Raw genomic sequence first — 25,310 nt, forward strand, 5'->3', positions numbered from 1 at the left:
CGGGCAAGCCCGCCTCGACGGTACCGGGCGACCAGTATGTGTAGTGCCGTGATCAAACACCTGATGCGTGCCGGGGCCGTCGCCGTCCTGGCCTTCCTCCCCACGGCTCTTCCAGCCCCCGCTTCCAGCGCGGCCGGCGCGGTGCGGGCCGCGATCGACTGCCCGTCCGGCTATGTGTGCATCTACCCGGACATCGACTTCGGCGGACAGCCCTGGGTGTGGCGGGCCGTGGACGGCAGTGTCAAGGACCTCCCGCTCGCGATCCGTGACCGGGGCAGCTCGATCCGCAACAACTCCGACCGCACCGCCCGCGTCTACGAAGGGCGCAACCACAGCGGCCGTTGGGTGTGCGTCACCCGCAGCGGCGGCTCCATCCACGACCTGCGCGGCTACAACCTCAACGACCAGACCCGCTCCCTGAAGATCAACCGCAACAACTGCGGCTGACCACTCGCACCACCCGCACCACCCGCACCACCCGCGCCACACGCACTACACGCGCCACACGTGCCGGGACAGCTGGTTCGTCGGTCCCCGCACGTCCCGGGGGCGGCCCTGGCGGCGACGGTTCGCGGCTTCAGCGGACCGTTCGCCGCCCTTCCCGTGAGGGACCGCCGGCTCAGCCGGCCGCGTGGGCGGCGAGGAGCGCCAAGGTCTCGTCCCACAGGTCCCTCTGTACGCGGGCGTCCCGGCCGGGCTCGGGGCACCGCAGCGGCCGGGCGTCGCGGACGGAGAAGTAGCCGCCGCTGGTGCGGGCGAGGGCGGGGTCGGTGGCGAGCCGCACGATGATGCCGGCGCCCTTGCGGGGATCGCCGATCCTGAGAGCGTTCAGCACACGCCGCAGGACCGCGGAGCCGGGCAGGTCCCGGCCGAGACCGGTGGCGTTGAAACCGGGGTCGCAGCAGTTCACCGTGACCTTCTCCGGGTCCAGGCGCCTGGCCAGCTCCTGGGACCACATGATGGTCATCAGCTTGGTCCGCCCGTACAGGGCCATCGACTCCCGGCGGCCGTAGGGGTCGGTGCGGCGCAGGTCCTCGGCCGGTGCGATCGTCCTGGCCTGCCGCGACGCCTCCGACGCGACGTTGACGATCCGCGCCGGCGCGGAGGCGAGGAGCGTGTCCGTCAGCGCCTGCGTCAGGGCGAACGGGCCCAGGTGGTTCACGGCGGTCATCTCCGCGAACCCCTCGGCGGTGATCCGCTGTGAGAAGGCGTGCAGGCCGGCGTTGTTGACCAGCACATCCACCCGCGGAAGGCGTGCGGCGATCTCCTCACCCACCCGGCGCGCCCGGGAGAGCAGTCCGAGGTCGGCGTGGAAGACGTCGACGGGAGCGTCGGTCACCGCGGCGAGGTCGTCGACGAGGGCCTCGGCTCTGTCGCGGGAGCGGGCCACCGCGGCGATGCGGTAGCCCTGGCGGGCCAGCTCGAAGGCGGCGGCACGGCCCAGTCCGGAGGTGGCTCCGGTGATCACGGCAACAGGGCGGTCCATCACACGCTCCCATTCATGAGGTACCTCACGATCATGGTGTGGGAGGATACCCGAACCATGAGCGAGCACGACAAGACAGCCGTCGACGGCGCCCCGGAGCAGGTGGGACTGTCCTTCCTCACCCTCGCCCACGGCGTGCGCGAGCAGGTCGACCAGCGCATGGTGTCGGCCGCGGGACTGTCCCTGTCCCGCACCAAGGTCCTTCAGGTCCTGGCCGGCCGCGGCGCACTGCACCAGGCCGAACTCGCCGACGCCCTCGGCCAGGCACCGCGTTCCGTCACCCAGATCGTGGAAGGCCTGGAACGCCTCGGCCTGGTCGCCCGGACCGGCGACCCTCAGGACCGCCGCCGCAAGACCGTCACCCTGACGGAGGCCGGCCGGACGACACTGGCGGCGGCAGAGCGAGCGGGAACGAGTGTCCTCCGTCAACTCTTCGGATCGCTCGAACCGCAGCAGTTGACCAGCCTGGAAACGCTGCTCGCCCGCCTCGACACAGTCCTCGCGCGCTGACGCCGCCTTCAGCGGTACCCGACCGTCCGGAGCGGCCCACCGCCGGCTGCCGAGGACGGCCGCGCGCCAGGGCACGACGGCCCTTGACCCGGAGGAAGGAAACCACCGGGGACGGTGTCCCGGGCCTGTTCCCGGGGGTGACGTGATGTCATCCTGGGGCCGGGCAGGGGGCGCCCGCCCGCTCGATCACCCGAACGGCACCCGATGAAGACACCCACCACGAGTCGGTCCTCTCCCGTGCCGCTCGCATCCTGGAGGCGTTCAGCCAGGACGAGCCGGCGCTGACCGTCTCCGAGATCGCGCGCCGTACCGGGCTGCATGTGGCCACGGCCTCCCGGCTGGTCGCCGAACTGGTCGTCCACGGCTTCCTGAGCCGGGACGACGACCGCCGGGTGCGCATCGGGGTCCGGCTCTGGGAACTCGTCATGAGGGCCTCGCCGACGCTGTCGCTGCGCGATGCGGCCATGCCGTTCATGGAGGGCGTGCACGACGTGGTGGGCCACCATGTGCAACTGGGGGTACGCCAAGGGGACGACGTGCTGTTCCTCGAACGTCTCTCCGCCCCGAACGCGGTGATCAACTACTCCCGTATCGCCGGGCGACTGCCCCTGTACGCATCGTCCAGCGGCCTGGTGCTCCTGGCGCACGGCCCCGCCGACGTCAGGGAACGCGTGCTGGCCGGCCCGCTGACCGCCTACACCGCGGCCACTGCGGCCACACCCGCACGACTGCGCACCCTCCTGGCCGGGGCGCGTCAGCAGGGGTACGCCTTCTGCCCCGGTCACGTCCACGAGGAGGCCCTCGGTGTGGCCGCCCCGGTGCGCGGCGCGGACGGCACCGTGGTGGCGGCCCTGTCGGTCATCGTCCCCAACGACGCGGGCGCCCAGGCGGTCGTGCCCGTCGTACGGATGGCCGCCCGAGGCGTGTCCCGCGCGTTGGGGGCGCCCACCGCGCGCGAGGTACCCGCTGTGTGACGGCAGTGCGGCGGCGGCGTGACATCCGGCCACGTCGGCTTCGGTATGGGCATCCACCAGTGCGTCGGACAGCACGTCGCCCGTCTGGAGGCCGAGGCCCTGCTGACCGCCCTCGCCCGCCGCGTACAGCGCCTGGAGCTCGCCGGCGACCCGCGGCGGCACCTCAACAACACCCTTCGTTCCTGGGCCTCCCTGCCCGTGCGCATCCGGCCGGCGGACTGACAGCGGGTGTTTTCGGCCTACCTCCCCGCGTGTTTAAGTCAGTCGGTTGATTGAGAACGAGGGGCTGGGCTTGAGTGGGCGAGCGAGGTGCTCGGCCTGCTGCTGAGCCGCTTCCCCGGGCTGGAGCCGCCTACCGAGTGCAGGGCACCGCGGCGCCAGGAGGGCATGGCGACCACCCCGCGGCGAGAGGAGCTGACGACAGGGTGAACCACACCGCCGACCGGACGGAACGCAGACCCGGACGCGGAGCCGGGACACGAGAGGCGATCATGGCGGCGGCCGAGCGCCTGTACGCCGAGCACGGTCTGTCCACCGTCTCCAACCGGCAGATCGGCGAGGCGGCCGGGCAGGGCAACACCACCGTCGTCAGTTACCACTTCGGCAGCAGGACGGCCCTGGTGCACACCATCATGACCAAGCACGGAACGGCGGTCGACGCCATCCGCCGACGGCACGTGGAAGCCGTCGGCGAGAGCGATGACATCAGGGACTGGGTGCGGTGCCTGGTACGTCCCGTGACCGAGCACCTGGACGCGCTCGGGGTGCCGTCCTGGCAGGCGCGGTTCACCGTGCAGGTGCTGACCGACCCCCTGATGCGGGCTCTGGTCACCGACGAGTCCCTCACCCGGGAGAGCCTGTGGCACACGCTGCGGGAGCTGGGAAGGTGCCTCGGGCCGACCGTCCCCGCCGACGTCCGCCGTGAGCGTGGCGATATGGCCCGCGACCTGATCCTCCACACGTGCGCCGAGCACGAGCGGGCCGCGGCCGCGGGGACGGCCGAACCCGGTGCCTCGTGGCAGCGCACCGCCCACGCCCTGGAGGACGCGCTGGTGGGGCTGCTGACCGCGCCCGTCACTCACCGCTGAGACTCCCCTCGACACGCCGTCGACAGGCCGCGCTACGCCGTCGGTGCGGCCGTCGGTCGCCACAGCCCGGCCGGCCGGCCCCGGTGCATCGCCCATCGGGCCCCGGGGGCGGTCCCCGGCCATGCCACACCCCGATGTCCCCCCACCACCGGAAGACGAGGACAACCGTGAAGATCACCGTCGAGGAAGAGAAGTGCTGCGGCGCCGGCCAGTGTGTGCTGATCGCCCCGGAGGTCTTCGATCAGCGCGATGACGACGGCATCGTCGTCCTGCTCGACGCCACCCCCTCGGAAGACCGGCACGAGCAGGCCCGCGAGGCCGCCGCCGTCTGCCCCGCCGCGTGCATCCTCCTGGAAGACAACGCATGAACGAGGTGAAGAGCGTCCTGGTCGTCGGCGCCTCGGTCGCGGGCCTGGCGACAGCCGAGGCACTGCGCCGCAAGGGCTACACCGGAACCCTGACCCTGCTCGGCGCGGAACGTGAACCCCCCTACGACCGGCCCCCGTTGTCGAAGCAGGTGCTGAGCGGGGCCTGGGAGCCACAACGTGCCCGGCTGCGCTCCACCGAGGCATTGGCGGCCCTGAACGCCGAGTGGATGCTCGGCGATCCCGCGATCGGCTTCGACGCCCGCCGACGCGAGGCCACCACCGCGGCCGGGCGTACCCTCACCGCGGACGCGGTCGTCATCGCGACCGGCATCACCGCCCGGACCCCGCCGGACCAGTGCGGCACACGCGGCACGCACGTGGTCCGCACCCTCGAGGACGCCACCGCGCTGCGCGCCGATCTGCTCTCCGCCCGCCGCGTCGTGGTGATCGGCGACGGCGTGCTGGGCGCGGAGACGGCGGCCACCGCACGGCGGATGGGCCTGGACGTGACCCTGGCCGGCCCACAGCCGGCCCCGATGACCGAGCAGCTCGGTCCGCTGGTCGCCGCGCACCTCGCCGACCTGCACCGACGCAACGGCGTGGTGGTGCGCGGCGGGGTGCTGGTGGACGCCCTGGACACACACCGGGACCGGGTGACCGGGGTACGGCTCAGTGACGGCACGGACCTGGACGCGGACGTCGTGGTCACCGCGGTCGGCTGTGCCCCGGCCACCGGCTGGCTGAGAAACAGCGGCCTGCACCTGGACGACGGTGTCGTCTGCGACGCCTTCTGCCGGGCCGCCGAGGGGGTGTGGGCGGTGGGGGACGTGGCGCGCTGGCACCACGAAGGACTGGGCCGTCTCCTGCGTCTGGAGAACAGGACCAACGCTGCCGAGCAGGCCCTCGCCGTCGCTTCGGACATCCTCGGCACCGGCCGGCCCTACACGCCCGTGCCGTACTTCTGGACCGACCAGTTCGACGCCAAGCTCCAGATCCACGGCATCGCCTCCGCCGACGCCCGGGCCGAGATCGTCGAGGGCGATCCGCACGACGGGCGCTTCCTGGTCCGCTACACGGGCCTCCGGGGCCCCGAAGGCGTTCTGGGGTGGAACTTGCCCAAGCAGACGCGCCTCCAGCGCGCGCTTCTCACCGACCACTTCACACGCCCTCAGCAGCCCGCCACCCCGTGAAACCGGCTGGACGGGATCCCAGCGGCCCGGCGCGCGCCGTCCGCGACCCGCCATCGGGCACGACCCGCTGCCACCACCACGAGCAGCCGCATCCCGCCCGGCCGCCGCATGCTGCCCGGCAGCCCGGCAGCCCACCGCGCCGTCCGGTCCGCCGGGCGCGGTGAACACAGTCCGCCGCTTCCCCACACCGGGAGTTGAACGATGACTTCTCCAAGCGACATCGACGAGACTCGAAGTGACACCGAGGAGACTCGAAGCGACATCGACGAGACCGTTCCGCAGTTCCCCCCGCCACGCTCCGCCGCGTGCCCCTTCGATCCTTCGCCGGAGCTGCGAGCCCTCGCCGACCACGGGCCGGTCACGCGGGTGCGTTCCTGGGGCGGGTCGACACCGTGGGCCGTGACCGGTCACGCCGAGCAGAAGGAACTGCTGACCGACCCACGCCTCAGCGTCGACTTCGCCGCCCCCAACTTCCCCAGCCCCATCGATCCCCGGCACAGCCGCGGTGGCGCCACCGACCTCAGCTTCGTCGGCATGGACGACCCCGAGCACGCCCGGTTGCGCCGTATGATCAGCGGCACGTTCACCATCAAGCGGGTCGAGGCGATGCGCCCCACGGTGCAACGGATGACCGACGAGATCATCGACCGCATGCTGGCCGGTCCCAGGCCCGTCGACCTCGTCCAGGCACTGGCCCTGCCCCTGCCTTCGCTGGTGATCTCCCAGATGCTCGGGGTGCCCTACGACGACCACGAGTTCTTCCAGGCGAACAGCAAGGTACTGGTCTCCGCCACCGCCAGTGGAGCCGACCGGGGCTCGGCGCACACGGCGCTCACCGACTATCTGGACGCCCTGGTCTCCCAGAAGATCGCCGATCCGGGTGACGACCTGATCTCCAAGCTGGGCGCGCAGGTGCGGGCCGGGAAACTGACGGCTCGCGAAGCCGCCGCCATGGGCGTTCTGCTGCTGCTCGGCGGCCACGAGACCACCGCCAACATGATCAGCCTGGGCACGCTGGCCCTCCTGCGCCACCCTGAGCAGCTGGCGATGATCCGCGACGCCGACGACCCGCAGATCGTCGTGAACGCGGTGGAGGAGCTCCTGCGGTACCTGTCGATCGTGCACCTGGGCCGCCGGCGCACCGCACTGGAGGACATCGACATCGCCGGGCACACCATCCCGGCCGGTGACGGCGTCATCCTGCTGGGCGAGCTGGCCAACCGCGACCCGGCGGTGTTCACCGCTCCGGACCGGCTCGACATCACCCGCAACGCGCGCCGGCACCAGGCGTTCGGCGGCGGCACCCACCACTGCCTGGGCCAGCCACTGGCACGCCTGGAACTACAGGTGATCTACCCGACCCTGTTCCGCCGCATCCCCACACTCCGCGCGGCGATACCGCTGCAAGAGGTGAAGTTCAAGTACGACGCGGTGATCTACGGCCTGCACGAGCTGCCGGTCACCTGGTGACGGCCCACTGCCCCCGGCCGTCCGCACTCCGGCGCCGGGGGCAGTGGCGGCGTCGAGAAGGACTTCGCGGGGGCAGGCGGAGGATCAGCGGCGGCCCGGGAGCGGCCAGCCGGTGTAGGCCTCGGCGAGGTAGGCGCGGCCGGCGTCCGACTCGACGACCGTGCGCAGTTCGCCGATCTGGCGCATCCGGTCGAAGTCGCTCGCCTCGGGCTGGAGGTGCAGCATGTTCGTCATCCACCAGGAGAAGTGCTGTGCCTTCCAGATGCGCTGCCGGGCGGTCTCGGGGAAGGCGTCGAGCAGGGTCTCGTCCCGGTCGAGCAGCAGGGCGCGCAGCGCGTCGGTGAGCAGGACGACGTCGGCGACGGCGAGGTTCATGCCCTTGGCGCCGGTGGGCGGCACGGTGTGCGCCGCGTCGCCGACAAGTACGACCCGGCCCTTGCGCATCTCGTGGGCGACGAAGCTGCGGAAGCGCAGCACGTCCCGCTGGAAGATGCGGCCCTCGTTGAGGGTGGTGCCGGGGACGCGCGACTGCAGGATCTCCCACAGCTGCTCCTCGGTGTACGCCTCGGTGTCGGTCTCCGGGTCGCACTGGAAGTACATGCGCTGCACGCCGGGGCTGCGCTGGCTGATGAGCGCGAACCCGTCCGGCGAGTTGCTGTAGATCAGCTCCTCGGCGCTGGGCGGCGCCTCGCACAGGATGCCGAACCAGGCGAACGGGTACTCCCGGAAGTAACCGCCGTACGTGCCGGTGACGGCCTCGCGGGCGACGCTGCGCGAGCCGTCCGCGCCGACCACGACGTCGGCCTCGATCACGACCGGGTTGCCCTCGGCGTCCTTGGCGACGACGCGCGGGCGGTCCGTCTCGGCGTCCTCCACGCGCTGGGCGGTCACGCCGAAGCGGATGTCCTGGCCGGCGGCGAGGCGCGCGGCGACGAGGTCCTTGAGCACCTCGTGCTGCGGGTACAGCCACACCGCCCGGCCGACGGTGTCGGTGAAGTCGATGCGGTGGCCCTCGCCGCCGAAGCGCAGCTCGATGCCCTCGTGCTTCTGCCCGACCGTGAGGACCCGGTCCGACGCTCCCGTCTCGTGCAGGATCTCGACGGTGCCCTGTTCGAGGATGCCGGCCCGGATGGTGGTCTCGATCTGCTCGCGGGTACGGGAGTCGAGGACCACCGACTCGATGCCGTGTCGGTCGAGCAGGTGGGACAGCAGCAGGCCTGCGGGGCCTGCGCCGATGATGGCGACGCGGGTGCGTTCGGGCATGTCGTCTCCTTCGACGGCTGGCGCGGGGAACGCAGGGAGTCTGACGCGAGTCGGGCCTCGCGGACGACGGTCATTGCCATTGAACGGGAATCCAGTTTTCGCCCGACGTGCCGCCCGACCAGGAAAGAAGACGATCGGCGCACATCTAGGGGCGGTTTGCTCCGATTGCGGCCGAGATGCCCGACGCGGCGGCACGCAGTTCCTCGGCCGCGGGGCCGGTCGGCGCGTCGCGGGGGAGGACGACCGACAGCGCGGCGATCACCTGTCCGCGTCCCTCGCGTACCGGTACGGCGATGCCCGTGGACACGGTCTCGACCGACCCCGGCGCCACGACGACGCCGTCGCGGCGGATGCCGGCGAGGACGCGGTGCAGCCGCGCCGGGTCCGTCAGGGTCTCCGGCGACACCGCTTCGAGTGGCCCGGCGAGGATGCGTTCCCGCAGTTCCTGCGGGCCGTGGGCGAGCAGGACCAGCCCCGACGACGAGGCGTGCAGGGGCAGCCGGCCCGCGATCCGGGTGATGTTCGCGCCCGCGTGCGGATGGGACAGGCGCTCGATGAAGAGCGTTTCGTCGTTCTCCAGCACCGCGAGCTGGGTGTGCTCCCGGACACGGGCCTGCACGCGCTCCATGAACGGCAGCGCCGCCTGCCGCAGGCGGAGCGCCCGGGAGCCGCGGAGCGCCAGCTCCCACAGCCGCATGCCCAGGTGCACCCGCTGCTCGTCGTCCCGTTCCAGCAGCCCGCACTCCACGAGTTCGGCCACCATCCGGTGGGCGGTGGACGACGGCAGCCTCGCGCGCCGGCCGATCTCCGCCGCCGTCTGCACCGTGCGGTCCGTGTCGAACGTCTCGAGGACGCGGACGATCCGCTCTGTGACCGACTCCCCGGACCGTGAGTTCGCCATGGTGCGTCCCTGCTCCTGTTCTGCGCCGAGGCACGGGTGACGCCGGCGGCAGGCACCACGCCGCGCGGCCGTGGCGCGGAAATCTGCCGACCGTACCTGCGCGCCCGCCCCGTTCTCCCAGTATGCGCGGCTCACGAGGACGGACCTGCCGCGTGGCCACGGCTCGGCGGTCAGGTCACCGTGGGCGGGGTTCGAGGAGACTGTCCGGTTCAGCCGGTCGTGATCCGACGTGCGTCGGGGTGGGGGGCTGGGCCGTGGAGGCGAGGAGGCGCAGCTTCTCGTCGCTCTCGCTGCCCTGATCGGCGTAGTAGGGGACCAGGAGCAGACCGTCCACGGGCAGCTTGTCCCGGTGCAGGCGCAGCTCGCCGACGACGGGACGGTCCACGGTGGTGGTGCCGCCGTCGAGGCCGCGGAGGTCCTGGCGCGCCCAGAGGGTCCCGAACCGCTCGCTCGACAGGGCGAGTTCGCCCACCGGTTCCACGCAGCGCGGCCGAGCGCGACGGTACCTACGACGAGTTGGCCGCCCAGCGGTCGAAGGCGCTCGCGATGCTCCCGAGCATTCGGTGAGCACGACGGCCGCGGACACCGCTTCCGCCGGTGCCCGGGAGCGGAACCGGCGGAAGCGGCCGTGGTGGGACGGATCCGGCGGGCAGCGGTTCCCGTCGGCCGGTCCGACCCGCTGCACCCTCCGGTCGTTGAAGGCGGTGCACGGCGTCAGAGGCCGAACTCCTGCGGAGACAGGCCGAGGACCGAGCACACCTCGCGCAGGACCTGCTCCTCGGCCGGCGCGACGTATCCGTCCGCACCCGCGACGACGAAGCCGGTCTGTACGACCGCCCTGGCCTCCGTCGGCTTCTTCGCGGCCTTGGCGATCTCCTGAAGGGCTTCGGTCCTGCCCTGCTGGAAGTTGAACGCCAACTGGTCGACGTGGCGGTTGAAGCGCTGCCGCAGCTGATCGGGCGGGAAGTTCTGCAGAACGTCATTGTGCAGCAGCAGCGACTCCACATGCTGCCGCTCGGCCGGGTCGACATGCCCGTCGGCGGCGGCGACCAGGGCACACACGGCCATGCTGGCGTCGCGGTAGGCGCCGCTCTTCAGCTCCGTCTTGAGAGAACTGAGCTGCGACTTGAGCACGCTCACCAGCTGGGCCTTCGACCCCCCGGCGGACCCTGCCCCGGGCCTTCCGTGTCCGTGGCCCCCGGAGCCCCGGGCCCCCTGCGCCTGCTGCTGCAGACCCTTGGCCTGGTCCTTGATCCGATCCCACATCGCCATCCGTGCCACCTCGGCTTCGCCCCGTGTCGTTCCGGTCGTCCGCGTGTGATCCGCGGTCCTCCTGCCAACTCCCGCGGGCTCTTCGAAGTTCCGTCGTCGCGCAGTGCGCGGAACCGGCGCCGATGGAGGACAGCGGGCGCTCGCGCCCCGCGTGCCGGGGCGCCCAGTGGGACGTCGGGCCCTCGCGCCCGCCGCCGATGGGGCAGGTCAGGCGGGGGCCGCGTCAGTGTTCACCCGGCTGATGCCGTAGCCGAGGCGGGCCGGCCCGCTCGGGCCACCGGCGCACCACGGCTCACGGGCGCACCACGGCTCACGGGCGCACCGCGGCTCACGGCGGGCATCGCAGGTCACGGGCGGGGAGTGTCGTCCGGCCGGCGGTCGGCGAACTCCCACCAGGCGAGCGGCAGCCAGTCGCCGTCGACGAAGCCGTCGACGGAGCCGCCGGTGCCCCGTATGGCCACCTCGGTCCCCACCGGATAACTGGTGCCCGACAGCCCGGACACCGGAACGAGCAACACGCCGAGACGTCGCTTCAAGGTTCTTGATCCTTCCAAAGGGTGCACAACAGGACTTCACGGTCCCTGGATGCAAATCATCTCATCGTGCACCAGTCTGGACAGTGAGGTAATGCACAGAAACCCGGTCGAGCTGGCTGAATCGAGGCCCATCTCCTCGACTGACGCCCAGCTCCCCCGAATCGGTGTTTCCGTGTGTGATCGAGCAAGCACGCTTAGTGGAGGTGCTCGACGATGAGGGCTGTCGTGTACAAGGGGCCGTTCGAGGTGGCGGTCGAGCAAGTGGAAGATCCCCGGATCCAACACCCGAACGATGTGATCGTGCGCGTCACGTCGACCGCCATCTGCGGTTCCGACCTGCACATGTACGAGGGCCGCACCGCTGCCGAGCCGGGAATCGTCTTCGGCCACGAGAATCTGGGGGTCATCGAGCAGGCCGGTGACGGGGTGACGACGCTCAGCCGTGGGGACCGGGTCGTCATGCCGTTCAACGTGGCCTGCGGTTTCTGCAAGAACTGTACGGCGGGTTTCACCGGCTTCTGCCTGACCGTGAACCCCGGCTTCGCCGGCGGTGCCTACGGCTACGTGGCGATGGGACCCTATGTGGGAGGTCAGGCGGAGTACGTGCGTGTGCCCTACGCCGACTTCAACTGTCTGAAGCTCCCCGAGGGCACCGAGAAGGAGACCGACTACATCCTGCTCGCCGACATCTTCCCCACCGGCTACCACGGCAACGAGCTGGCCGACGTGCGCCCCGGCGAGAGCGTCGCCGTCTACGGCGGCGGTCCGGTCGGGCTGATGGCCGCCTACTCGGCGATGCTACGCGGGGCGAGCAAGGTGTTCGTGGTCGACCGGGTGACCGAGCGGTTGCAGAAGGCCGAGGAGATCGGTGCCATACCGGTCGACTTCAGCCAGGGCAATCCGGTGGAGCAGATCCGGGAGCAGACCGCTGGGCAGGGCACGGACAAGGGCATCGACGCCGTCGGCTACCAGGCCCAGGCGCGCGGTGAGGACCGCGAGGAGCCGGCGACCGTGCTGAACTCGCTGGTGGAGACGGTCAGGCCGACGGGTGCCCTGGGTGTGCCCGGTCTGTACGTTCCGCGGGACCCGGGCGGACCGGACGAGCAGGCCAAGCAGGGCATGCTGATGGTCGCCATCGGGCGCCTGTTCGAAAAGGGGCTGCGCATGGGCACCGGTCAGTGCAACGTCAAGCGGTACAACCGTCAGCTGCGTGATCTGATCGCCGAGGGCCGCGCCCAGCCCAGCTTCGTGGTGTCCCACGAGCTGCCCCTCGACCAGGCCCCGACGGCGTACGAGAAGTTCGACAAGCGGATCGAGGGCTACACCAAGGTCGTTCTCCATCCGCATGAGTGAGGCGGCAGCGGAAACCCCCGGGTTCCTCACCCGGGGGTTTCGTGCGGGGTGAGCCGCCCTGCCCGCGCCGCGGTCGGTGCCGGTGGGATGGGAGAGTGGCTCGATCCGGCCTTGTGGTCATGTGGGGTGGAGTGCACCCTGTGCGGTGTGGGAGCGCTCCCAGGCCATCGCACCCCCATCGCACCCCCATCGCACCCCACAGCACCCCCATGGCCGAATCCTCCACGCCCGCAGCTCCCACACCCCCACACCGAAGAGGGAGACTGCGTTGCACCGTATAAGTTGTCATGATCGCGACACACTTCGCACCCGGTTCCGTCCGGCCCTTCTGCTCAGTGTGCTCGCCGCACTGCTGATCAGCCTCGTCCCCGGGAGCGGCACCGCCGTGGCCCACGGCTCGGTCGTCGACCCGGCGTCCCGCAACTACGGCTGCTGGCTGCGCTGGGGAAGCGACTTCCAGAACCCGGCCATGGCGCAGGAAGACCCCATGTGCTGGCAGGCGTGGCAGGACGACCCCAACGCCATGTGGAACTGGAACGGCCTGTACCGCAACGGCTCCGCGGGCGACTTCCAGGCGGTCGTCCCCGACGGCCAGCTGTGCAGCGGCGGCCAGACCGAGGGAGGCCGCTACAACTCCCTGGACGCCGTGGGTCCGTGGCAGACCACCGACCTGTCGAGCGACTTCACCGTCCGGCTGTACGACCAGGCCAGCCATGGCGCGGACTACTTCCTGGTGTACGTCACCCGCCAGGGCTTCGACCCCACCACCCAGCCGCTGCGGTGGAGCGACCTGCAACTGGTCGCCAGTACCGGCAGCTACGCGCCCAGCCAGAACTACCTGATCGACGTGAGCACGTCGGGCCTGAGCGGCCGGCACGTCGTCTACACGATCTGGCAGGCGTCGCACATGGACCAGACGTACTTCCTGTGCAGTGACGTGAACTTCACCTGAACCCCCACCTCCGCCGCCACCGGGCGCGTCGCCGAGATGGCGCGCCCGGTCGCAGCGACTGCCGGCAGCCCGGAGACCATCCGCACCGTGCCGTCGCCCGCGTGCGCGATCCCGCCGACGGCACCGCCGGCGCCCGTCAGTCGTCCCTCGGACCCCCCGCGGCACGCACCGCCCGCACGGCACCCGCGACGAGGGCGGCGATCAGCGACCCACCGATCACGGCTGCCGCCGCCAGCCCTGTGCGCCAGATCCACAGATGCTCGCCCCGGTCGAGGTCGGCCACGGTGAGGGCGTCGCCCGACGAGTAGCGCACCCCTTCCGCCACGGCGGCGTCGTCGCGGCTGTCGAGGGTGACCCGGACGTCCGCGTCGTCCGGGCAGCGCAGCCGGTAGTGCCAGCGTCCGTCGCCACCGTCGTTCCGTACGGACAGCACGTCGCAGTGCGCCGTCCGGCCGACGAACCGCAGGCCGGTGCCCGGTGCCGTCGCGATGAAGCAGAGCAACGTGGCGAACAGCACCGAGAACAGGGCGTACCCGAGGGCCTTCGGGCCCTGGAGGAGGGTCAGGGTGAGCGACAGCCAGAGCAGGCCCGCCACGGTGGCGAGTCCGAAGCAGCACAGCCACAGCAGACCCAGCAGGACGCCGGCGGTCCGGCTCAGGTCGTACAGCCAGTGCACTCGCGGCGGATCACCTCGAGCGCGACGGCCCGACTCCCCCGGGTGTGCGAGAGGTGGACGGCACCCATGGCGCCCTCGCCGATCCAGGCGGGCAGGTGGGGACCGGCCACCTCCCGGGGGTCCTCGGGGCCCAGCGGCTCCGAGTGGCCGCCGTCCAGGTCCCCGTGGTCCGTCGTGTCGATGGGATCGTCCCTCCTCGCGCGGGCCGGCTGTGGCCGGCCCGACTCCGCCCGGTCACCCTGGCCGAGACCGGCGACGGGAGACATCCGTGAACTCACCCAATCGGTTACGTAAGATCGTCACAGTGGCCGTCCCCAACGGCCCTCGCGCCGAGGGGAGACGGGCGTGCACACGACGCCGCTGGTGGGCCGTGGAGCCGAGCTGCAACGTCTGGAGCAGGTGCTCGACCGCGGACTCGACGGAGCCGGCGGGCCGGCCGTCGTCGACATCGCCGGAGCGGCGGGCATCGGCAAGAGCCGGCTGCTGGCGGAGTTCTGCCGACGCGCGGAGCGCCGGGGGATGCGGGTGCTGCGCGGCCGGGCCGCCGAATACGAACAGCACCTTCCCTACCGGCCGTTCAGCGACGCTCTCGCCGATCACGGCCCGGAGCTGAGGGACCCGGCCGCCGGGCAGGGGCGCCGTGGCGACCGGTTCGGGCTGCACCGGTCGGTCGCCCGAGTGCTCGGGCGGGCCGCCGAATCCGGTCTCGTCGTGGCGCTGGACGACCTGCACTGGGCCGACCCGGCGTCGCTGGAACTCCTCGACCACCTCGTACGCCATCCCCCGCGCGCACCGGTCGTGATCGTCGTGGCCCGGCGCGACCGCCAGACCTCCGCCTCCCTCGCCGCCGCCCTGACCCGGGGCATCGACCTGGGCACGGTGGTCCGCCTCGACCTCGGCCCGCTCGACGGGGCGGCCTGCGTCGACGTCCTGGCACCGGCCCTGGCCCCCGGACTGCCGCCCGGCCGGGCCCACGAGCTGTACGCGGCCAGCGACGGCAATCCGCTGTACTTCCTCGCCCTTCTCCAGGCCGGGCAGAGCGAAGACGCCGGGGAGACCGGCCGGCCCCTCAGCTCCGGCAGACCCTCGCCGGCCCGCTCCGCCGGTCTCGGCTCCGTCCTCCTGGACGAACTGACCCCGCTACCCCCTGCCCAGCGCCGGACCGCCGAGGCGGTGGCCGTGCTCGGCGACCGCGGCACCCCCGCTCTGCTGGCCCGGGTGACCGGCCGCGACGAGCCCGGTGTCGACGCGGACCTGGTGGCCCTGGCCGCCCGGGACCTGGTCCGCGCGGGACCCGGCGGACGGTGGACCCTGCGCCATCCGGTACTGCGGACGCTCGTCCACGAGAGCACCGATCCCCCCACCCGTGCCCGTATGCACCGCCTCGCCGCGGAGGCCCTGGCCGAGACCGGCGCCCCCGTCACCGAGCGCGCCCACCACGTCGAGCGGTCGCTCACCGGGTGGGACCCGCAGGCCCTCGCCGTCCTGTCCGAGGCCGCCGAACGCTCCGCCTCCACCGCACCCGCGAGCAGCGCCCACTGGCTGGGCGTCGCCCTCGCGCATCTGCCGGACCAGCCGCACCACCTCGTCCTGCGCCGCGACCTGATGCTGCGACGGGCCCGCGCCCTGGGCGTCTCGGGCGGCCTGGGGGAGAGCCGGGACCTGCTGCACGAGGTCATCGCCATGTCGCCGCCGGGCGAGCCGGACACGGCGGCGGTGCGGGCCTCGGCCGTGACGCTGTGCGCGGTGATGGAGCGTCACCGCGGCCGCTACCCCGAGTCGGTCGCGCTGCTGCGCCGTGAGCTCTCCCGCACCCCCGGCCCGTCGCCCGCCGACGCCGTCGCGTTCGGCCTGGAACTCGGCTCGTCCGCGCCGCTCGCCACCGCGTACCCGCAGGTGCGTGCCGACATGGCCCGCACGCTGGACCTGGCCCGGCACCTGGGCGACGAGGTCGCCGAGGCGGCCGTGCTCGCCATCGCCGCCCTGGGGGAGACGTACGAGGGCGAGATGCCGGCCGCCCGGGAGACCACCGGCCGCGCGGCCGCGCTCGTCGACGCCCTGACCGACCACGACCTCGCGGGTCTGTGCGAGCCGCTGGCCCGCCTCTGCTGGGCGGAGGCGTTCCTCGAGCGCTACGCCGACGCCGAACGGCACGCCGACCGCGGCCTGGCCGTCGCCCGGCGCGGCGGCCGCCTCTACGTCGTCCCGCACCTGCTGCTCTGCAAGGCGCACCTCCACCTGACGACCCTGCGGATCGACTCGGCCGTGGAACTCGCCGACGAGGCCGAGACCATCGCCCGCGGCATCGGAAGCGACGAACTGCTGGCCTTCGTCCTCGCCAACAAGGCACACGCCCTGCTGTACGCCCTGCCGCCCGGCGACCCGACCGCCCTGGCGGTGGCCGAGGAGGCCGTCGCCGCGGCCGGTACCGGCATGAACTGGTGGGCGTCGATCGCCTGGTGCGTGCTCGGCCAGGCCGCGCTGCTCGGCGGGGACGCGGGGCGCGCCCGTACCGCCGTCCTGCGCGCGGGCGGCGACGACCTCCGCCGCCTCCACCCGTCCATGCGGCCGCTCATCCTGGAGGTCCTGGTCACCTCCGCCCTCGTCACCGGCGACTCCGACTCCGCGCGGACCTGGGCGGAGCGGGCCCGTACGGAGGCGGAACAGCTGGGGCTGCCCTCGCAGCGGGCCTCGGCGCTGCGCAGCGCCGCCCAGCTCCTGCTCGCCGACGGCGACACGGCAGCGGCCGCCACGCTGTTCGAGGAGGCCGCGGAGGCGGCGGGGGGCGCCGGAGCGGCCCTGTGGGAGGCGGTCAGCCTGCTGTTCGGCGCGACCCCGGCCGCCTCCGCGGGGCACCCGCAGCGCGCCCTGGCCCTGTGCGACCGTGCCCGCCACCTCGCCGCGGCCGGCGGAGCCCACCAGCTGACCGGGCTGGCGGACATGATCCGACCCATGGTGTCAGGGCCCAGCGCGAGCACCGACCCGCCCGATCCGGTCCCCGGTCCGGTCCCCGATCCGGTCCTCGGTCCGGTCCCCGATCCGGTCCCCGCGTCGCTCACCCCGCGCGAACGGGAGATCGCCGCACTGGTCGCCGCCGGCCTGACCACCCCCGCCATAGCGGCCCGTCTCTTCCTCAGCCCCCGCACGGTCGAGTCCCACCTGAGCCGCATCTACCGCAAGACCGGCGTCACCACGCGTGCCGCGCTCGCCGCGCTCCAGACCCGTTCCACGCTACGCAACGGCACACCCCGCCCCTTCGGACCCGGGGCAGGGGCCGCGCCCGGTGATCGCGGCGCGCCGCCCGCATGAGCCGGTGATCAAGGCGAACGGCTCGTCGGCGCTGAGCGCATCCGGGTGAATCGCGGCCACCCGGCGCTGCGCCACGACCGGAACGGCACTGCTTATCACACATGATGACGGTATGTCCTCGAACCATGGGCCAGGGCGGCCGGAGAGCCGCCACTACGTGAGCCGGGGGGTGGACGTCCGGATCGTGGAGGGGGAAGGCGGCGGCGTAGATCTCCGGCTGGACGGCATGCCCGTCCACGTCACGTACACGGACGGCGAGTACCACAGCCAGCTCGCCGGCATGTTCACCGGGTTCCCCACCGTCGACGACCTCGTGGAGTCACTCCTGCGGACACAGGGCAAGACGTGGGTCCTGCGGGGCGGACACACCGGCGGCGGCCACGGCGGCCACGGTGGCGGCGGCCACGGTGGCGGCGGCCACGGTGGCGGAGGCCATGGTGGTGGCGGGCACGGTGGTGGAGGCCATGGTGGGGGAGGCGGCGTCCGGTGAACATCCGCAAGAACATCTACCGCCTGACCCCGCAGGAGCTCGCCGACTTCCAGGACGCGCTCAACGCGATCAAGGCCGACGGAAGCTACGACGACTTCATCGCGCGCCACCACCACGCCATGATGGACGCGACCCCGATGCCGGGCGAGGAGGCGGACACCAACGTCCGCAACGCCGCCCACCGCGGCCCGGCGTTCCTGCCCTGGCACCGGTACCTCTGCCGGGAACTGGAGCTGCTGCTCCAGACCAAGAGGAAGAACGTCACCCTGCCCTACTGGGACTGGTCGGCCGACGCGGCCGCGCCCCTGGCGGCGCCGCTGTGGAACACCGACCCGGCCGCCGGTCCGGTGTACGTCGGCGGCGACGGCGACGGCCCGAACGGCGAGGTGACCACCGGGCCGTTCCGGCACTGGACCGCCCTGATCGAGGATCTGGAGTCCGGCGGTCTCGTCCCCCGGCCGGGCATCGTCCGGGCGCTCGGCTCCACGATCGGCCCACCCGACCGGAACGTGCCCGTGTTCCCCACGGCCGCCCAGGTGGAGGACATGGTCCTCACCTGGGACACGTACGACGAGGAGCCCTGGGCGCGGCCGAGCCGGCGCAGCTTCCGCAACCGGCTGGAGGGCTGGCGGCAGACCGACCTGGAAGCCGGCTCCCAGCTGCACAACCGCGTCCACATCTGGGTCGGCGGCGACATGGGACCGGGCACCTCCCCCAACGACCCCGTCTTCTTCCTGCACCACTGCAACGTCGACCGCCTGTGGGCCCGCTGGCAGCACGCGCACCCGAGTGCGCCGTACCTCCCGGCGAGCGGCGGCCCCGCCGGGCACAACCTCCACGACACGATGGCCCACCTCGTCACCACCGACGCGACACCCGCCCGCTCCCTCGACCACCGCCGGACCCTCGGCTTCGTCTACGACACCGACCCGCCGCTGGTGGAGTTGGCGACGCCCACCGTGAACTTCCGTAACGTCCCCTCGACAGCGACCCGTTGGCGGGCCGCGGAGTTCCGGGTGCGTGCCGCCGCCCCCGTCCACCTGGAGATCGTGCCCGACAGCGGACCGGCCGCGCCGTACGCGCTCACCACGCTCGGCGGGACGGTCACCCACGCCCCGGTGACCGACAACGCGCCGTTCGACGTGGTGCGGTTCTGGTTCGCCTTCACCGGCGAGGCGGCGGCGGGGCCCGCGGCCCGCGGTCCGGTGAGGATCCGCTGTGTGGAGACCGGGCAGGTCTTCGACGTGCTCCTCACGGCCAACACCGTCGCGCGGCAGACCACGGCGGTGGTGTTCGCGCTGGACAAGTCGCTCAGTATGGCCCGGCCCGTGAGCACCGGTGAGAGCCGGATGCGGCTGCTGCGCGAGGCGGTCGCCCAGGGCGTCGAGCTCGTCCGCGACGGCAGCGGCGCCGGAGTGGTGGCGTTCGACGGGGACGCGCACTCCGAGGTGAAGCCGGCGGCCTTCACCCCGGACGGGAGCCAGCGCGGGGACGTCCTGGCGGCGGTCGCCGCCCTGGAGCCGGGCGGTGACACCTCTGTCGGAGACGGCCTGGTCGCCGCCCAGCAGGACGTCGTACCGGTGGCCCGCGACTTCGCGGACCACGCGCTGGTCGTCGTCACCGACGGTCTGGAGAACCAGCCCGAGTTCCTGGACGAGGTCGCCGGGACCATCGGCCTGCGGACCTTCGCCGTCGGCCTCGGCCGCGCCCAGCCGGTCAGCGCCCCCGCACTGACCAGGCTGACCCAGGTGACCGAAGGAAGCCTGCTGATCGCCGACGTCCTCGGCGCCGACGCGGACGACCGCTTCCGCCTCTCCTCGTACGTCCTGCAGGCCCTGGCCCTGGCCGCGGACGACGACGTGGTGAGCAGTGTGACGGGTGTCGTCGCCCCCGCGGCGGAGGTCCGCATCCCGTTCCGGCTCACGGAGGCGGACATCGAGGCCACGGTGATCCTGCTGAGCGACCCGACCTCGGTGCGCCTGACGCTGGAGACTCCGGCGGGGCAGCTGCTGACGGAGTCGGACCTCGCCGCGCTGGGCACACCCGTCCGGCCCGGCCCGGCCATGGCGTACTGCCGCTTCCGCCTGCCGCTGGACACCGGCCCGGGGGCGCACGCCGGCACCTGGCACGCGCGCCTCACGGCCGACGAGGACGCGGTGCGCGAGGAGGCGGGCCGGCTCAGGACCGAGGCGGAGGGAGACCTGGCACGGCTGGTGGACGTGGACGGGCTGGAGGCCCACGGCCCGCGGTACGGCCTCCTCGTCCATGCCTGGAGCGACCTGCGGTTCAACGCCCGGCTCACCCAGCCGAGTCTGGAACCGGGCGCGGCCCTCAGGATCGACGGCTCCCTCACCGAGTTCGGCCGGCCCGTCGAGGGCCGGGCCGAGGTGGCGGCGGACGTGACGCGTCCCGACGGCGTCCTGGTGCGCGTGCCGCTCGACGAGGAACTGCCGGGGGCCTTCCGCGGCGGGTTCGAGGCGGGCATGGCGGGGGTGTGGCGGATCCGGGTCACGGCCACGGGCCATACGCACGGGCGGATGCCGTTCACCAGGGAACAGCGTTTCACCGCCGCGGTGCTGGCGGGCGGGGACGGCCCGCCGGTCCATGTCGTCGCCTCGGACGAGGACGGCGAGCCGGTGACGGGCTGAAACCGCGGAACCGCTTCGCCCCGCGCACCGCGGGGCGAAGCGGGAGTAGGGGTGAGGTGGTGCACCGCGGTGTCCTCCCGCACGCCGAGCTGGCCAGGCCGAAGGCCGCGGGCGATCTCGCGGCGCGCCGCCGTTCCACGAGGCGGCCGTCCGTTCAACCGCGGACGGCACACATGACGAAGGCAAGGGAGGTTGTCCGTCCCTTGCCATGCTCAAGCTATAGCGCATCGGGGGGCTTGCGGCAAGGCCCGGGGTGTGCCGCAGAATTCCCGGCCGAGGCCGGTACCGGCGGACAGGGGAGTGGCGAAATGCGTGTGCTGTTGTCGACGTACGGGTCGCGTGGGGACGTCGAACCGCTGGTGGGACTCGCGGTGCGGTTGCGGGCGCTCGGCGCGGAGGTGCGGGTGTGCGCGCCGCCGGACGAGACCTTCGCCCGACTGCTGGACCGCGTCGGTGTGGAGGTGGTGCCGGTCGGCCTGCCGATGGGGACGATGGCGCCGCCGTCGACGGAATCGGCGGCCTCCCGGCGGGTGAGCGAGCTGGCCGCGCAGTTCGACACCGTCGCCGCGGCGGCTGAGGGGTACGACGTCCTGCTGGCGACCGGGCTCGCGCACTTCGCCTCGCGGTCGGTGGCCGAGAAGCTCGGCATCCCTTACGTGTACGCGACCTTCTGCCCGTTCCTGCTGCGGTCGCCGCACCAGGCGCCCCCCGCGCTGCTGCCGGGCCAGTCGTTCCCACCGGACGTGACGGACAACCGGGTGCTGTGGGACCTGAACGCCCGGACCTTCAACGCGCTGCACGGCGAGGCGCTCAACGCCCACCGGGCCTCGGTCGGTCTGCCCGCGGTGGACGACGTGTACGACTTCATCTTCACCGACCGGCCGTGGCTGGCGTCCGACCCGACCCTGGGCCCCTGGCAGGAGACCCCGGAGCTCGACGTCGTGCACACCGGGGCGTGGATGCTGCCGGACGAGCGCCCGTTGGCGGACGACCTGCTGGCGTTCCTGGACGCGGGCGCACCCCCGGTCTTCGTCGGCTACGGCAGCATGCGCGGTGTCTCGGCGGACATCGCCCGGGTCTCCATCGAGTCGGTCCGTGCGCAGGGCCGCCGCGTGCTCGTCTCCCGCGGCTGGGCCGAACTGGCGCCGATCGACGACCGGGACGACTGCTTCCTCGTCGGTGAGGTCAACCAGCAGGCACTGTTCGGCCGGGTGGCCGCCGTCGTGCACCACGGCGGCGCGGGCACCACGACGACGGCCGCCCGGGCCGGCGCGCCCCAGGTGGTGGTGCCCCAGGGAGCGGACCAGCCGTACTGGTCCGGCCGGGTGGCCGACCTGGGCATCGGCGCGGCCCACGACGGCTCGGCTCCGACCGCGGAGTCCCTGTCGGCCGCGCTCCGCGCGGCGCTGGATCCCGAGACCCGCGTACGAGCGAGGGCCGTGGCCGACACGATCCGCACCGACGGGGCGACAGCGGCCGCGAAGCTGCTGCTCGACGCCGTCAGCCGAGAAAGGCCGCCGGTGCCCGCATGACGGGCCCCACGGCGGAAAGTGACCGTGCCCCGCTCGGCACGGCGTCAAGCCGCGGTCCGGCCGCCGCCCCGTCCCGCCGCCGTGGTCACGGCGGAGACGACGGAGGTCGCGGCGAGGCTCCCCAGCATGACCAGCCCGGCACCGACCGCGAAAAGCCCGCTGGCGTCGTCCGACCAGTCGTAGAAGGCGGCCGCGGCGAGGCCGGCGCTGGTGCCGAACACGGCCCCCGCGACGTGGCGCCGGGACGCCGCCCAGCACACCGGCGCCAGCAGGGTCAGCACCAGCCCGATCACCTGCCATGCCTCGTACGGGCCGGTCGTCGAACCGTCGGGGTGCACATCACGATGCTGGTCCCAGCCCAGCCAGGCCGCCCATGCCGCCGACGCCACCGCAGCCGGCACGAGGATCGACAGAAGTCGGGAAACGGGTCTCTGCTGTCCTTTGTCCATGACTCCACCTTCGCGGCCGGCGCCGGCACCGCACAGCGCGCACGTACTCAGTCGTAGGGGAGTACATGAGGCAGGGGTCGGGGTGGCCGGCCCGAGGGTGGGACGGCAGGGGCGGGGCTGCTGTCCGGGTCGGCCGTCGTCGGCGGGAGGTCGGCGCGCGCCGCGGCCGCGGGGGCCATCGGTGTCGTCGACGCGGGGTTGTGCGAAGCACTCGTAGGCGGGGCGACGGCCCCGAGGCGTGGCCAGGGCCTCGGGGTGGCCAGACCCCTCGGGGGTGCCGTCCGGATGGATCAGACGGAAGTCGTCGCGACGGCCAGGCCGAAGCCGATCAGGACGACGCCCGTCGTCCGTCCGAGGGCACGGCGGGTGCGCGGGGTGTCGAGGACCCGACGGGCTTTGGCCAGCACCAGTACGTAGCCGCCCATAGCCGCCCAGCCAGACGACGGTGAGCGCGGCGTGGAGGAGCACGAGGAGCGCCATGGCCCACGCGGCCGGCAGCTCGGGCGGGGCCAGGGCCGGAAGCAGACCGGTGTAGAAGACGGCGATCTTCGGGTTGAGGAGGTTGGTGACCAGACCGGTACGCCACGGGTTGCCGGCCGGGGTGTCGCCGTCCGTGTCGGATCCGGCCGGCGCCGCGGTCCGGCGGTGCCGCCAGAGGGCCTGCGCCCCCAGGAACACCAGGTAGCAGGCCCCCAGGAGCTTGACGGCCAGGTAGGCGCCGGGCGAGGCGGCCAGCACGGCCGCCAGGCCGGCCACGGTCAGCACGCCCCAGAGCAGCAGTCCGCCGGCGATCCCGGCCACGGTCCGCAGTCCGTCCCGTGGTCCGGCCGCGACGGCGCGCCGGGTCACCACCGCCATGTCCGGGCCGGGCACCACGGTCAGCAGGCCCAGCACTCCGAGCGCGGCCGTGCCGTGGGTCAGCACGGCCGGTGACCGCCGTCGGCGTGACGGGTGGCGGCCCTCCCCTCGGTGCGCGGCGGCACGACCGCCGACGTCGCGACGAGCGCCGGCGTGTTCCGGTGCCCGGCGGTGCCGACGCCGGTGAGCGCGGCGCGCGGACCGGTCGCCGCGGTCCGTTCGGCGGAGGTGCGGTGGACCGCACGGGGCGGTGAGGGGCGGGAGGAGGCGTTGATGAACACCCGGTCAGGGTGCGGTGACCGCGTCGCTTCGGTCCAGCGAATGTTTCCGACCTATAGTCATCGGAAAATCCGAAGGTGCGCTTGATGCGGCTGCGCGAGACAGGGCCACGGCAACGGCGAGGGACGCGATCCGGCGATGTACGACCTGCACCGACTGCGCCTGCTGCGCGAACTCAAGCACCGCGGCACGCTCGCGGCCGTCGCGACCGCCCTGTCCTACGCCCCTTCCTCCGTCTCCCAGCAGTTGTCGCAACTGGAGTCCGAGGTCGGCGTCCCGTTGCTGGAACCGGTGGGCAGGCGGGTGCGGCTCACCGAACAGGCCGAGATCCTCGTCGCCCACACCGAGGCGGTCCTCGAACGACTGGAGCGCGCGGAGGCCGACATCGCCGCCTCCCTGACCGACCTGACCGGAACCTTGCGCGTCGCCTCGTTCCAGACGGCCGCCCTCACCCTCGTCCCGGCCGCGCTCGGCCTGCTGCGCGAGCGGCACCCGCGCCTGCGCGTCCACGTCACGCAGCGGGAGCCGGAGAGGGCCCTTCCCGCTCTGTCGGCCCGCGACTTCGACCTGGTCCTCGCCGAGGAGTATCCGGGCGACCCCAACGCGCGGCCCGCCGGGCTCGAACAGGAGGACCTGCTCGACGACCCGCTGCGCCTGGCCCTGCCGCGTCCGTCCGACGGCCCCGACACCGTCGGCCCCACGGCCGTGCTGCGCTCGCTCGCGAAGCACCCCTGGGTGATGGAGCCCGACGGTACGGCCGCCCGGCACTGGGCCATGACGCTGTGCCGCAACGCCGGTTTCGAACCCGACGTGCGGTTCGAGAGCACCGACGTCCTGCTCCACCTCCGCCTCGTCGAGCAGGGTCATGCCGCGGCCGTCCTTCCGGACCTCGTCTGGGGCGGACGGCTCCCGAGCGTCCCCGTGCGGCAGTTGCCCCGCGGCCAGCGCAGCCGTCGTGTCTTCACCGTCGTGCGCCGGGGCGGCAGCCGGCACCCCGCCGTCCTCGCCTGCCGGGACGCCCTCCGCCGCGCCGTCGTCCTCGGCGCCGACCGGGTCTAGCCCCGCGTCCAGCCGGCGCGGCCGGACCTACCGGCGCGGCCGGACCTACTGGCCCGGCTTCGGCCCGGCTTCGGCCCGGCTTCGGCCCGGGTCCGGCTCGGGTCCGGCCCGGCTTCGGCCCGGCTTCGGCCCGGCTTCGGCCCGGGTCCGGCCCGGCTTCGGCCCGGGTCCGGCCCGGGTCCGGCCCGGCTCCGGTTCGGCTTCGACCCGGCTCCGGTTCGGGTCCGGCCCGGCTCCGGTGCGGCTTCGGCTCGGCTTCGGTCCGGCAACGGTTGGGATCCGGCCGGGGTCCAGGAAGTGGACGGGTCTTGGTGCGGCGCTGCGGCTGCTGTAGAAATGGGCCCCATGATTCAGAAGCCCTTGGTGCGACGCCTGGTCATCGACCTGTGCCGACGCCCGGCTTCGTGTTGTCGCTGACGTCGCGTCCCTGACGTCTCCCCGCCGGCCGGTGGTGTCACCCGGACCGGTGCGGTTCGGCCACCGTGCCTCTCCGCGTGGCTGATGCCTATGCCTCCGCCCTGGCCCACTGCCGTCCGTCCCGGGCTGTCCGACGCTTCGGCCCCTTCGGCTGATGCGGCCGCCCCGATCGGCACATCGACCGGTCTCGGCCCTTCCCGACCTTCCTTGGGTTGACTCGATCCACCTCG

Annotated in this window: 24 protein-coding genes and 2 pseudogenes; 15 read left to right on the forward strand and 11 right to left on the reverse strand. The window is 72.9% G+C overall.

Annotation, left to right across the window (positions count from 1 at the left end):
- Positions 1-48 precede the first annotated feature (48 nt).
- Positions 49-447: a peptidase inhibitor family I36 protein gene (locus ACIP67_RS03350; RefSeq protein WP_401686576.1), complete on the forward strand. Its 399-nt coding sequence runs from the start codon at positions 49-51 to the stop codon at positions 445-447.
- 172 nt (positions 448-619) lie between these two features.
- On the opposite strand, the gene ACIP67_RS03355 is transcribed toward ACIP67_RS03350, so the two are convergent.
- The gene (locus tag ACIP67_RS03355) at positions 620-1,486 is read right to left on the reverse strand and encodes an SDR family NAD(P)-dependent oxidoreductase (protein WP_401686579.1); all 867 of its coding nucleotides are present in this window, start codon (positions 1,484-1,486) and stop codon (positions 620-622) included.
- A 57-nt stretch (positions 1,487-1,543) separates the two neighbouring features.
- Here ACIP67_RS03355 and ACIP67_RS03360 point away from each other — a divergent pair, with 57 nt between their 5' ends.
- From ACIP67_RS03360 to ACIP67_RS03390, 7 genes are all read left to right on the forward strand, one after another.
- A complete protein-coding gene (locus tag ACIP67_RS03360; protein WP_401686580.1) occupies positions 1,544-1,996 on the forward strand; it encodes a MarR family winged helix-turn-helix transcriptional regulator in 453 nt (150 codons plus the stop codon).
- A 185-nt stretch (positions 1,997-2,181) separates the two neighbouring features.
- Positions 2,182-2,970, forward strand: a complete 789-nt coding sequence (locus ACIP67_RS03365; protein WP_401686798.1) for an IclR family transcriptional regulator — start codon at positions 2,182-2,184, stop codon at positions 2,968-2,970.
- A gap of 18 nt (positions 2,971-2,988) precedes the next feature.
- Positions 2,989-3,192 (forward strand): cytochrome P450, encoded by a 204-nt coding sequence (locus tag ACIP67_RS03370; protein ID WP_401686583.1) that lies wholly within the window; start codon positions 2,989-2,991, stop codon positions 3,190-3,192.
- A 269-nt stretch (positions 3,193-3,461) separates the two neighbouring features.
- Positions 3,462-4,058, forward strand: a complete 597-nt coding sequence (locus ACIP67_RS03375) for a TetR/AcrR family transcriptional regulator (protein ID WP_401686800.1) — start codon at positions 3,462-3,464, stop codon at positions 4,056-4,058.
- 167 nt (positions 4,059-4,225) lie between these two features.
- Positions 4,226-4,426 (forward strand): ferredoxin, encoded by a 201-nt coding sequence (locus ACIP67_RS03380; RefSeq protein ID WP_401686586.1) that lies wholly within the window; start codon positions 4,226-4,228, stop codon positions 4,424-4,426.
- Positions 4,423-5,616 (forward strand): NAD(P)/FAD-dependent oxidoreductase, encoded by a 1,194-nt coding sequence (locus tag ACIP67_RS03385; RefSeq protein WP_401686588.1) that lies wholly within the window; start codon positions 4,423-4,425, stop codon positions 5,614-5,616. Before ACIP67_RS03380 ends, ACIP67_RS03385 begins: the two co-directional genes overlap by 4 nt.
- Before the next feature lie 201 nt (positions 5,617-5,817).
- Positions 5,818-7,086 carry a cytochrome P450 gene (locus tag ACIP67_RS03390; RefSeq protein ID WP_401686591.1) on the forward strand — a complete coding sequence of 423 codons (1,269 nt, stop codon included), beginning with the start codon at positions 5,818-5,820 and terminating at the stop codon, positions 7,084-7,086.
- A gap of 84 nt (positions 7,087-7,170) precedes the next feature.
- Here the strand turns inward: ACIP67_RS03390 and ACIP67_RS03395 are convergent, their stop codons facing one another.
- The 5 genes and pseudogenes from ACIP67_RS03395 to ACIP67_RS03415 all read right to left on the reverse strand — a co-directional run bounded on the left by ACIP67_RS03395 (position 7,171) and on the right by ACIP67_RS03415 (position 11,058).
- Positions 7,171-8,349, reverse strand: a complete 1,179-nt coding sequence (locus ACIP67_RS03395) for a 4-hydroxybenzoate 3-monooxygenase (protein ID WP_401686594.1) — start codon at positions 8,347-8,349, stop codon at positions 7,171-7,173.
- A gap of 145 nt (positions 8,350-8,494) precedes the next feature.
- Positions 8,495-9,250 (reverse strand): IclR family transcriptional regulator, encoded by a 756-nt coding sequence (locus tag ACIP67_RS03400; RefSeq protein ID WP_401686597.1) that lies wholly within the window; start codon positions 9,248-9,250, stop codon positions 8,495-8,497.
- A gap of 175 nt (positions 9,251-9,425) precedes the next feature.
- Positions 9,426-9,740: pseudogene (locus tag ACIP67_RS03405) on the reverse strand (transcriptional regulator); the annotation flags it as partial.
- Between the two features lie 224 nt (positions 9,741-9,964).
- The gene (locus tag ACIP67_RS03410) at positions 9,965-10,522 is read right to left on the reverse strand and encodes a tellurite resistance TerB family protein (protein ID WP_401686599.1); all 558 of its coding nucleotides are present in this window, start codon (positions 10,520-10,522) and stop codon (positions 9,965-9,967) included.
- Between the two features lie 347 nt (positions 10,523-10,869).
- A complete protein-coding gene (locus ACIP67_RS03415) occupies positions 10,870-11,058 on the reverse strand; it encodes a hypothetical protein (RefSeq protein WP_401686601.1) in 189 nt (62 codons plus the stop codon).
- Between the two features lie 213 nt (positions 11,059-11,271).
- Here ACIP67_RS03415 and ACIP67_RS03420 point away from each other — a divergent pair, with 213 nt between their 5' ends.
- Positions 11,272-12,411 (forward strand): glutathione-independent formaldehyde dehydrogenase, encoded by a 1,140-nt coding sequence (locus ACIP67_RS03420; protein ID WP_401686605.1) that lies wholly within the window; start codon positions 11,272-11,274, stop codon positions 12,409-12,411.
- Between the two features lie 277 nt (positions 12,412-12,688).
- Positions 12,689-13,363 (forward strand): lytic polysaccharide monooxygenase, encoded by a 675-nt coding sequence (locus ACIP67_RS03425; protein WP_401686802.1) that lies wholly within the window; start codon positions 12,689-12,691, stop codon positions 13,361-13,363.
- A gap of 136 nt (positions 13,364-13,499) precedes the next feature.
- Here the strand turns inward: ACIP67_RS03425 and ACIP67_RS03430 are convergent, their stop codons facing one another.
- Entirely contained in the window at positions 13,500-14,039 is a 540-nt protein-coding gene (locus ACIP67_RS03430) for a hypothetical protein (RefSeq protein ID WP_401686607.1), read from the reverse strand.
- Positions 14,018-14,305, reverse strand: a complete 288-nt coding sequence (locus ACIP67_RS03435; RefSeq protein ID WP_401686610.1) for a hypothetical protein — start codon at positions 14,303-14,305, stop codon at positions 14,018-14,020. Before ACIP67_RS03435 ends, ACIP67_RS03430 begins: the two co-directional genes overlap by 22 nt.
- Before the next feature lie 79 nt (positions 14,306-14,384).
- On the opposite strand from ACIP67_RS03435, the gene ACIP67_RS03440 reads away from it, so the two are divergent.
- From ACIP67_RS03440 to ACIP67_RS03455, 4 genes are all read left to right on the forward strand, one after another.
- Entirely contained in the window at positions 14,385-17,348 is a 2,964-nt protein-coding gene (locus tag ACIP67_RS03440; RefSeq protein ID WP_401686613.1) for an AAA family ATPase, read from the forward strand.
- A 112-nt stretch (positions 17,349-17,460) separates the two neighbouring features.
- Positions 17,461-17,838, forward strand: a complete 378-nt coding sequence (locus tag ACIP67_RS03445; RefSeq protein ID WP_401686616.1) for a hypothetical protein — start codon at positions 17,461-17,463, stop codon at positions 17,836-17,838.
- Entirely contained in the window at positions 17,835-20,486 is a 2,652-nt protein-coding gene (locus ACIP67_RS03450; protein ID WP_401686619.1) for a tyrosinase family protein, read from the forward strand. The genes ACIP67_RS03445 and ACIP67_RS03450 overlap by 4 nt, the downstream gene beginning before the upstream one ends.
- A 308-nt stretch (positions 20,487-20,794) precedes the next feature.
- The gene (locus tag ACIP67_RS03455; protein ID WP_401686622.1) at positions 20,795-22,018 is read left to right on the forward strand and encodes a glycosyltransferase; all 1,224 of its coding nucleotides are present in this window, start codon (positions 20,795-20,797) and stop codon (positions 22,016-22,018) included.
- Positions 22,019-22,062: 44 nt separating this feature from the next.
- Here ACIP67_RS03455 and ACIP67_RS03460 read toward each other — a convergent pair whose 3' ends face one another.
- The 3 genes and pseudogenes from ACIP67_RS03460 to ACIP67_RS03470 all read right to left on the reverse strand — a co-directional run bounded on the left by ACIP67_RS03460 (position 22,063) and on the right by ACIP67_RS03470 (position 23,606).
- Positions 22,063-22,467 (reverse strand): hypothetical protein, encoded by a 405-nt coding sequence (locus ACIP67_RS03460; protein WP_401686625.1) that lies wholly within the window; start codon positions 22,465-22,467, stop codon positions 22,063-22,065.
- 290 nt (positions 22,468-22,757) lie between these two features.
- Positions 22,758-23,391, reverse strand: a pseudogene (locus ACIP67_RS03465) (LysE family translocator).
- On the reverse strand, positions 23,385-23,606 hold the full coding sequence (locus tag ACIP67_RS03470; protein ID WP_401686627.1) for a hypothetical protein: 222 nt from the start codon (positions 23,604-23,606) through the stop codon (positions 23,385-23,387). Before ACIP67_RS03470 ends, ACIP67_RS03465 begins: the two are co-directional and overlap by 7 nt.
- A 136-nt stretch (positions 23,607-23,742) precedes the next feature.
- On the opposite strand from ACIP67_RS03470, the gene ACIP67_RS03475 reads away from it, so the two are divergent.
- Positions 23,743-24,663 carry a LysR substrate-binding domain-containing protein gene (locus tag ACIP67_RS03475; RefSeq protein ID WP_401686629.1) on the forward strand — a complete coding sequence of 307 codons (921 nt, stop codon included), beginning with the start codon at positions 23,743-23,745 and terminating at the stop codon, positions 24,661-24,663.
- Positions 24,664-25,310: the final 647 nt, after the last annotated feature.

This window comes from Streptomyces sp. NPDC088812 (genome assembly GCF_044750285.1).
Classification (GTDB): Bacteria; Actinomycetota; Actinomycetes; order Streptomycetales; family Streptomycetaceae; genus Streptomyces.

Coding starts and splice junctions, on each gene's coding strand:
- ACIP67_RS03355 (WP_401686579.1), bottom strand. CDS start 1,486: ATGGACCGCCCTGTTGCCGTGATCACCGGAGCCACCTCCGGACTGGGC.
- ACIP67_RS03360 (WP_401686580.1), top strand. CDS start 1,544: ATGAGCGAGCACGACAAGACAGCCGTCGACGGCGCCCCGGAGCAGGTG.
- ACIP67_RS03375 (WP_401686800.1), top strand. CDS start 3,462: ATGGCGGCGGCCGAGCGCCTGTACGCCGAGCACGGTCTGTCCACCGTC.
- ACIP67_RS03385 (WP_401686588.1), top strand. CDS start 4,423: ATGAACGAGGTGAAGAGCGTCCTGGTCGTCGGCGCCTCGGTCGCGGGC.
- ACIP67_RS03390 (WP_401686591.1), top strand. CDS start 5,818: ATGACTTCTCCAAGCGACATCGACGAGACTCGAAGTGACACCGAGGAG.
- ACIP67_RS03395 (WP_401686594.1), bottom strand. CDS start 8,349: ATGCCCGAACGCACCCGCGTCGCCATCATCGGCGCAGGCCCCGCAGGC.
- ACIP67_RS03400 (WP_401686597.1), bottom strand. CDS start 9,250: ATGGCGAACTCACGGTCCGGGGAGTCGGTCACAGAGCGGATCGTCCGC.
- ACIP67_RS03410 (WP_401686599.1), bottom strand. CDS start 10,522: ATGGCGATGTGGGATCGGATCAAGGACCAGGCCAAGGGTCTGCAGCAG.
- ACIP67_RS03420 (WP_401686605.1), top strand. CDS start 11,272: ATGAGGGCTGTCGTGTACAAGGGGCCGTTCGAGGTGGCGGTCGAGCAA.
- ACIP67_RS03435 (WP_401686610.1), bottom strand. CDS start 14,305: ATGTCTCCCGTCGCCGGTCTCGGCCAGGGTGACCGGGCGGAGTCGGGC.
- ACIP67_RS03445 (WP_401686616.1), top strand. CDS start 17,461: ATGTCCTCGAACCATGGGCCAGGGCGGCCGGAGAGCCGCCACTACGTG.
- ACIP67_RS03455 (WP_401686622.1), top strand. CDS start 20,795: ATGCGTGTGCTGTTGTCGACGTACGGGTCGCGTGGGGACGTCGAACCG.
- ACIP67_RS03460 (WP_401686625.1), bottom strand. CDS start 22,467: ATGGACAAAGGACAGCAGAGACCCGTTTCCCGACTTCTGTCGATCCTC.
- ACIP67_RS03475 (WP_401686629.1), top strand. CDS start 23,743: ATGTACGACCTGCACCGACTGCGCCTGCTGCGCGAACTCAAGCACCGC.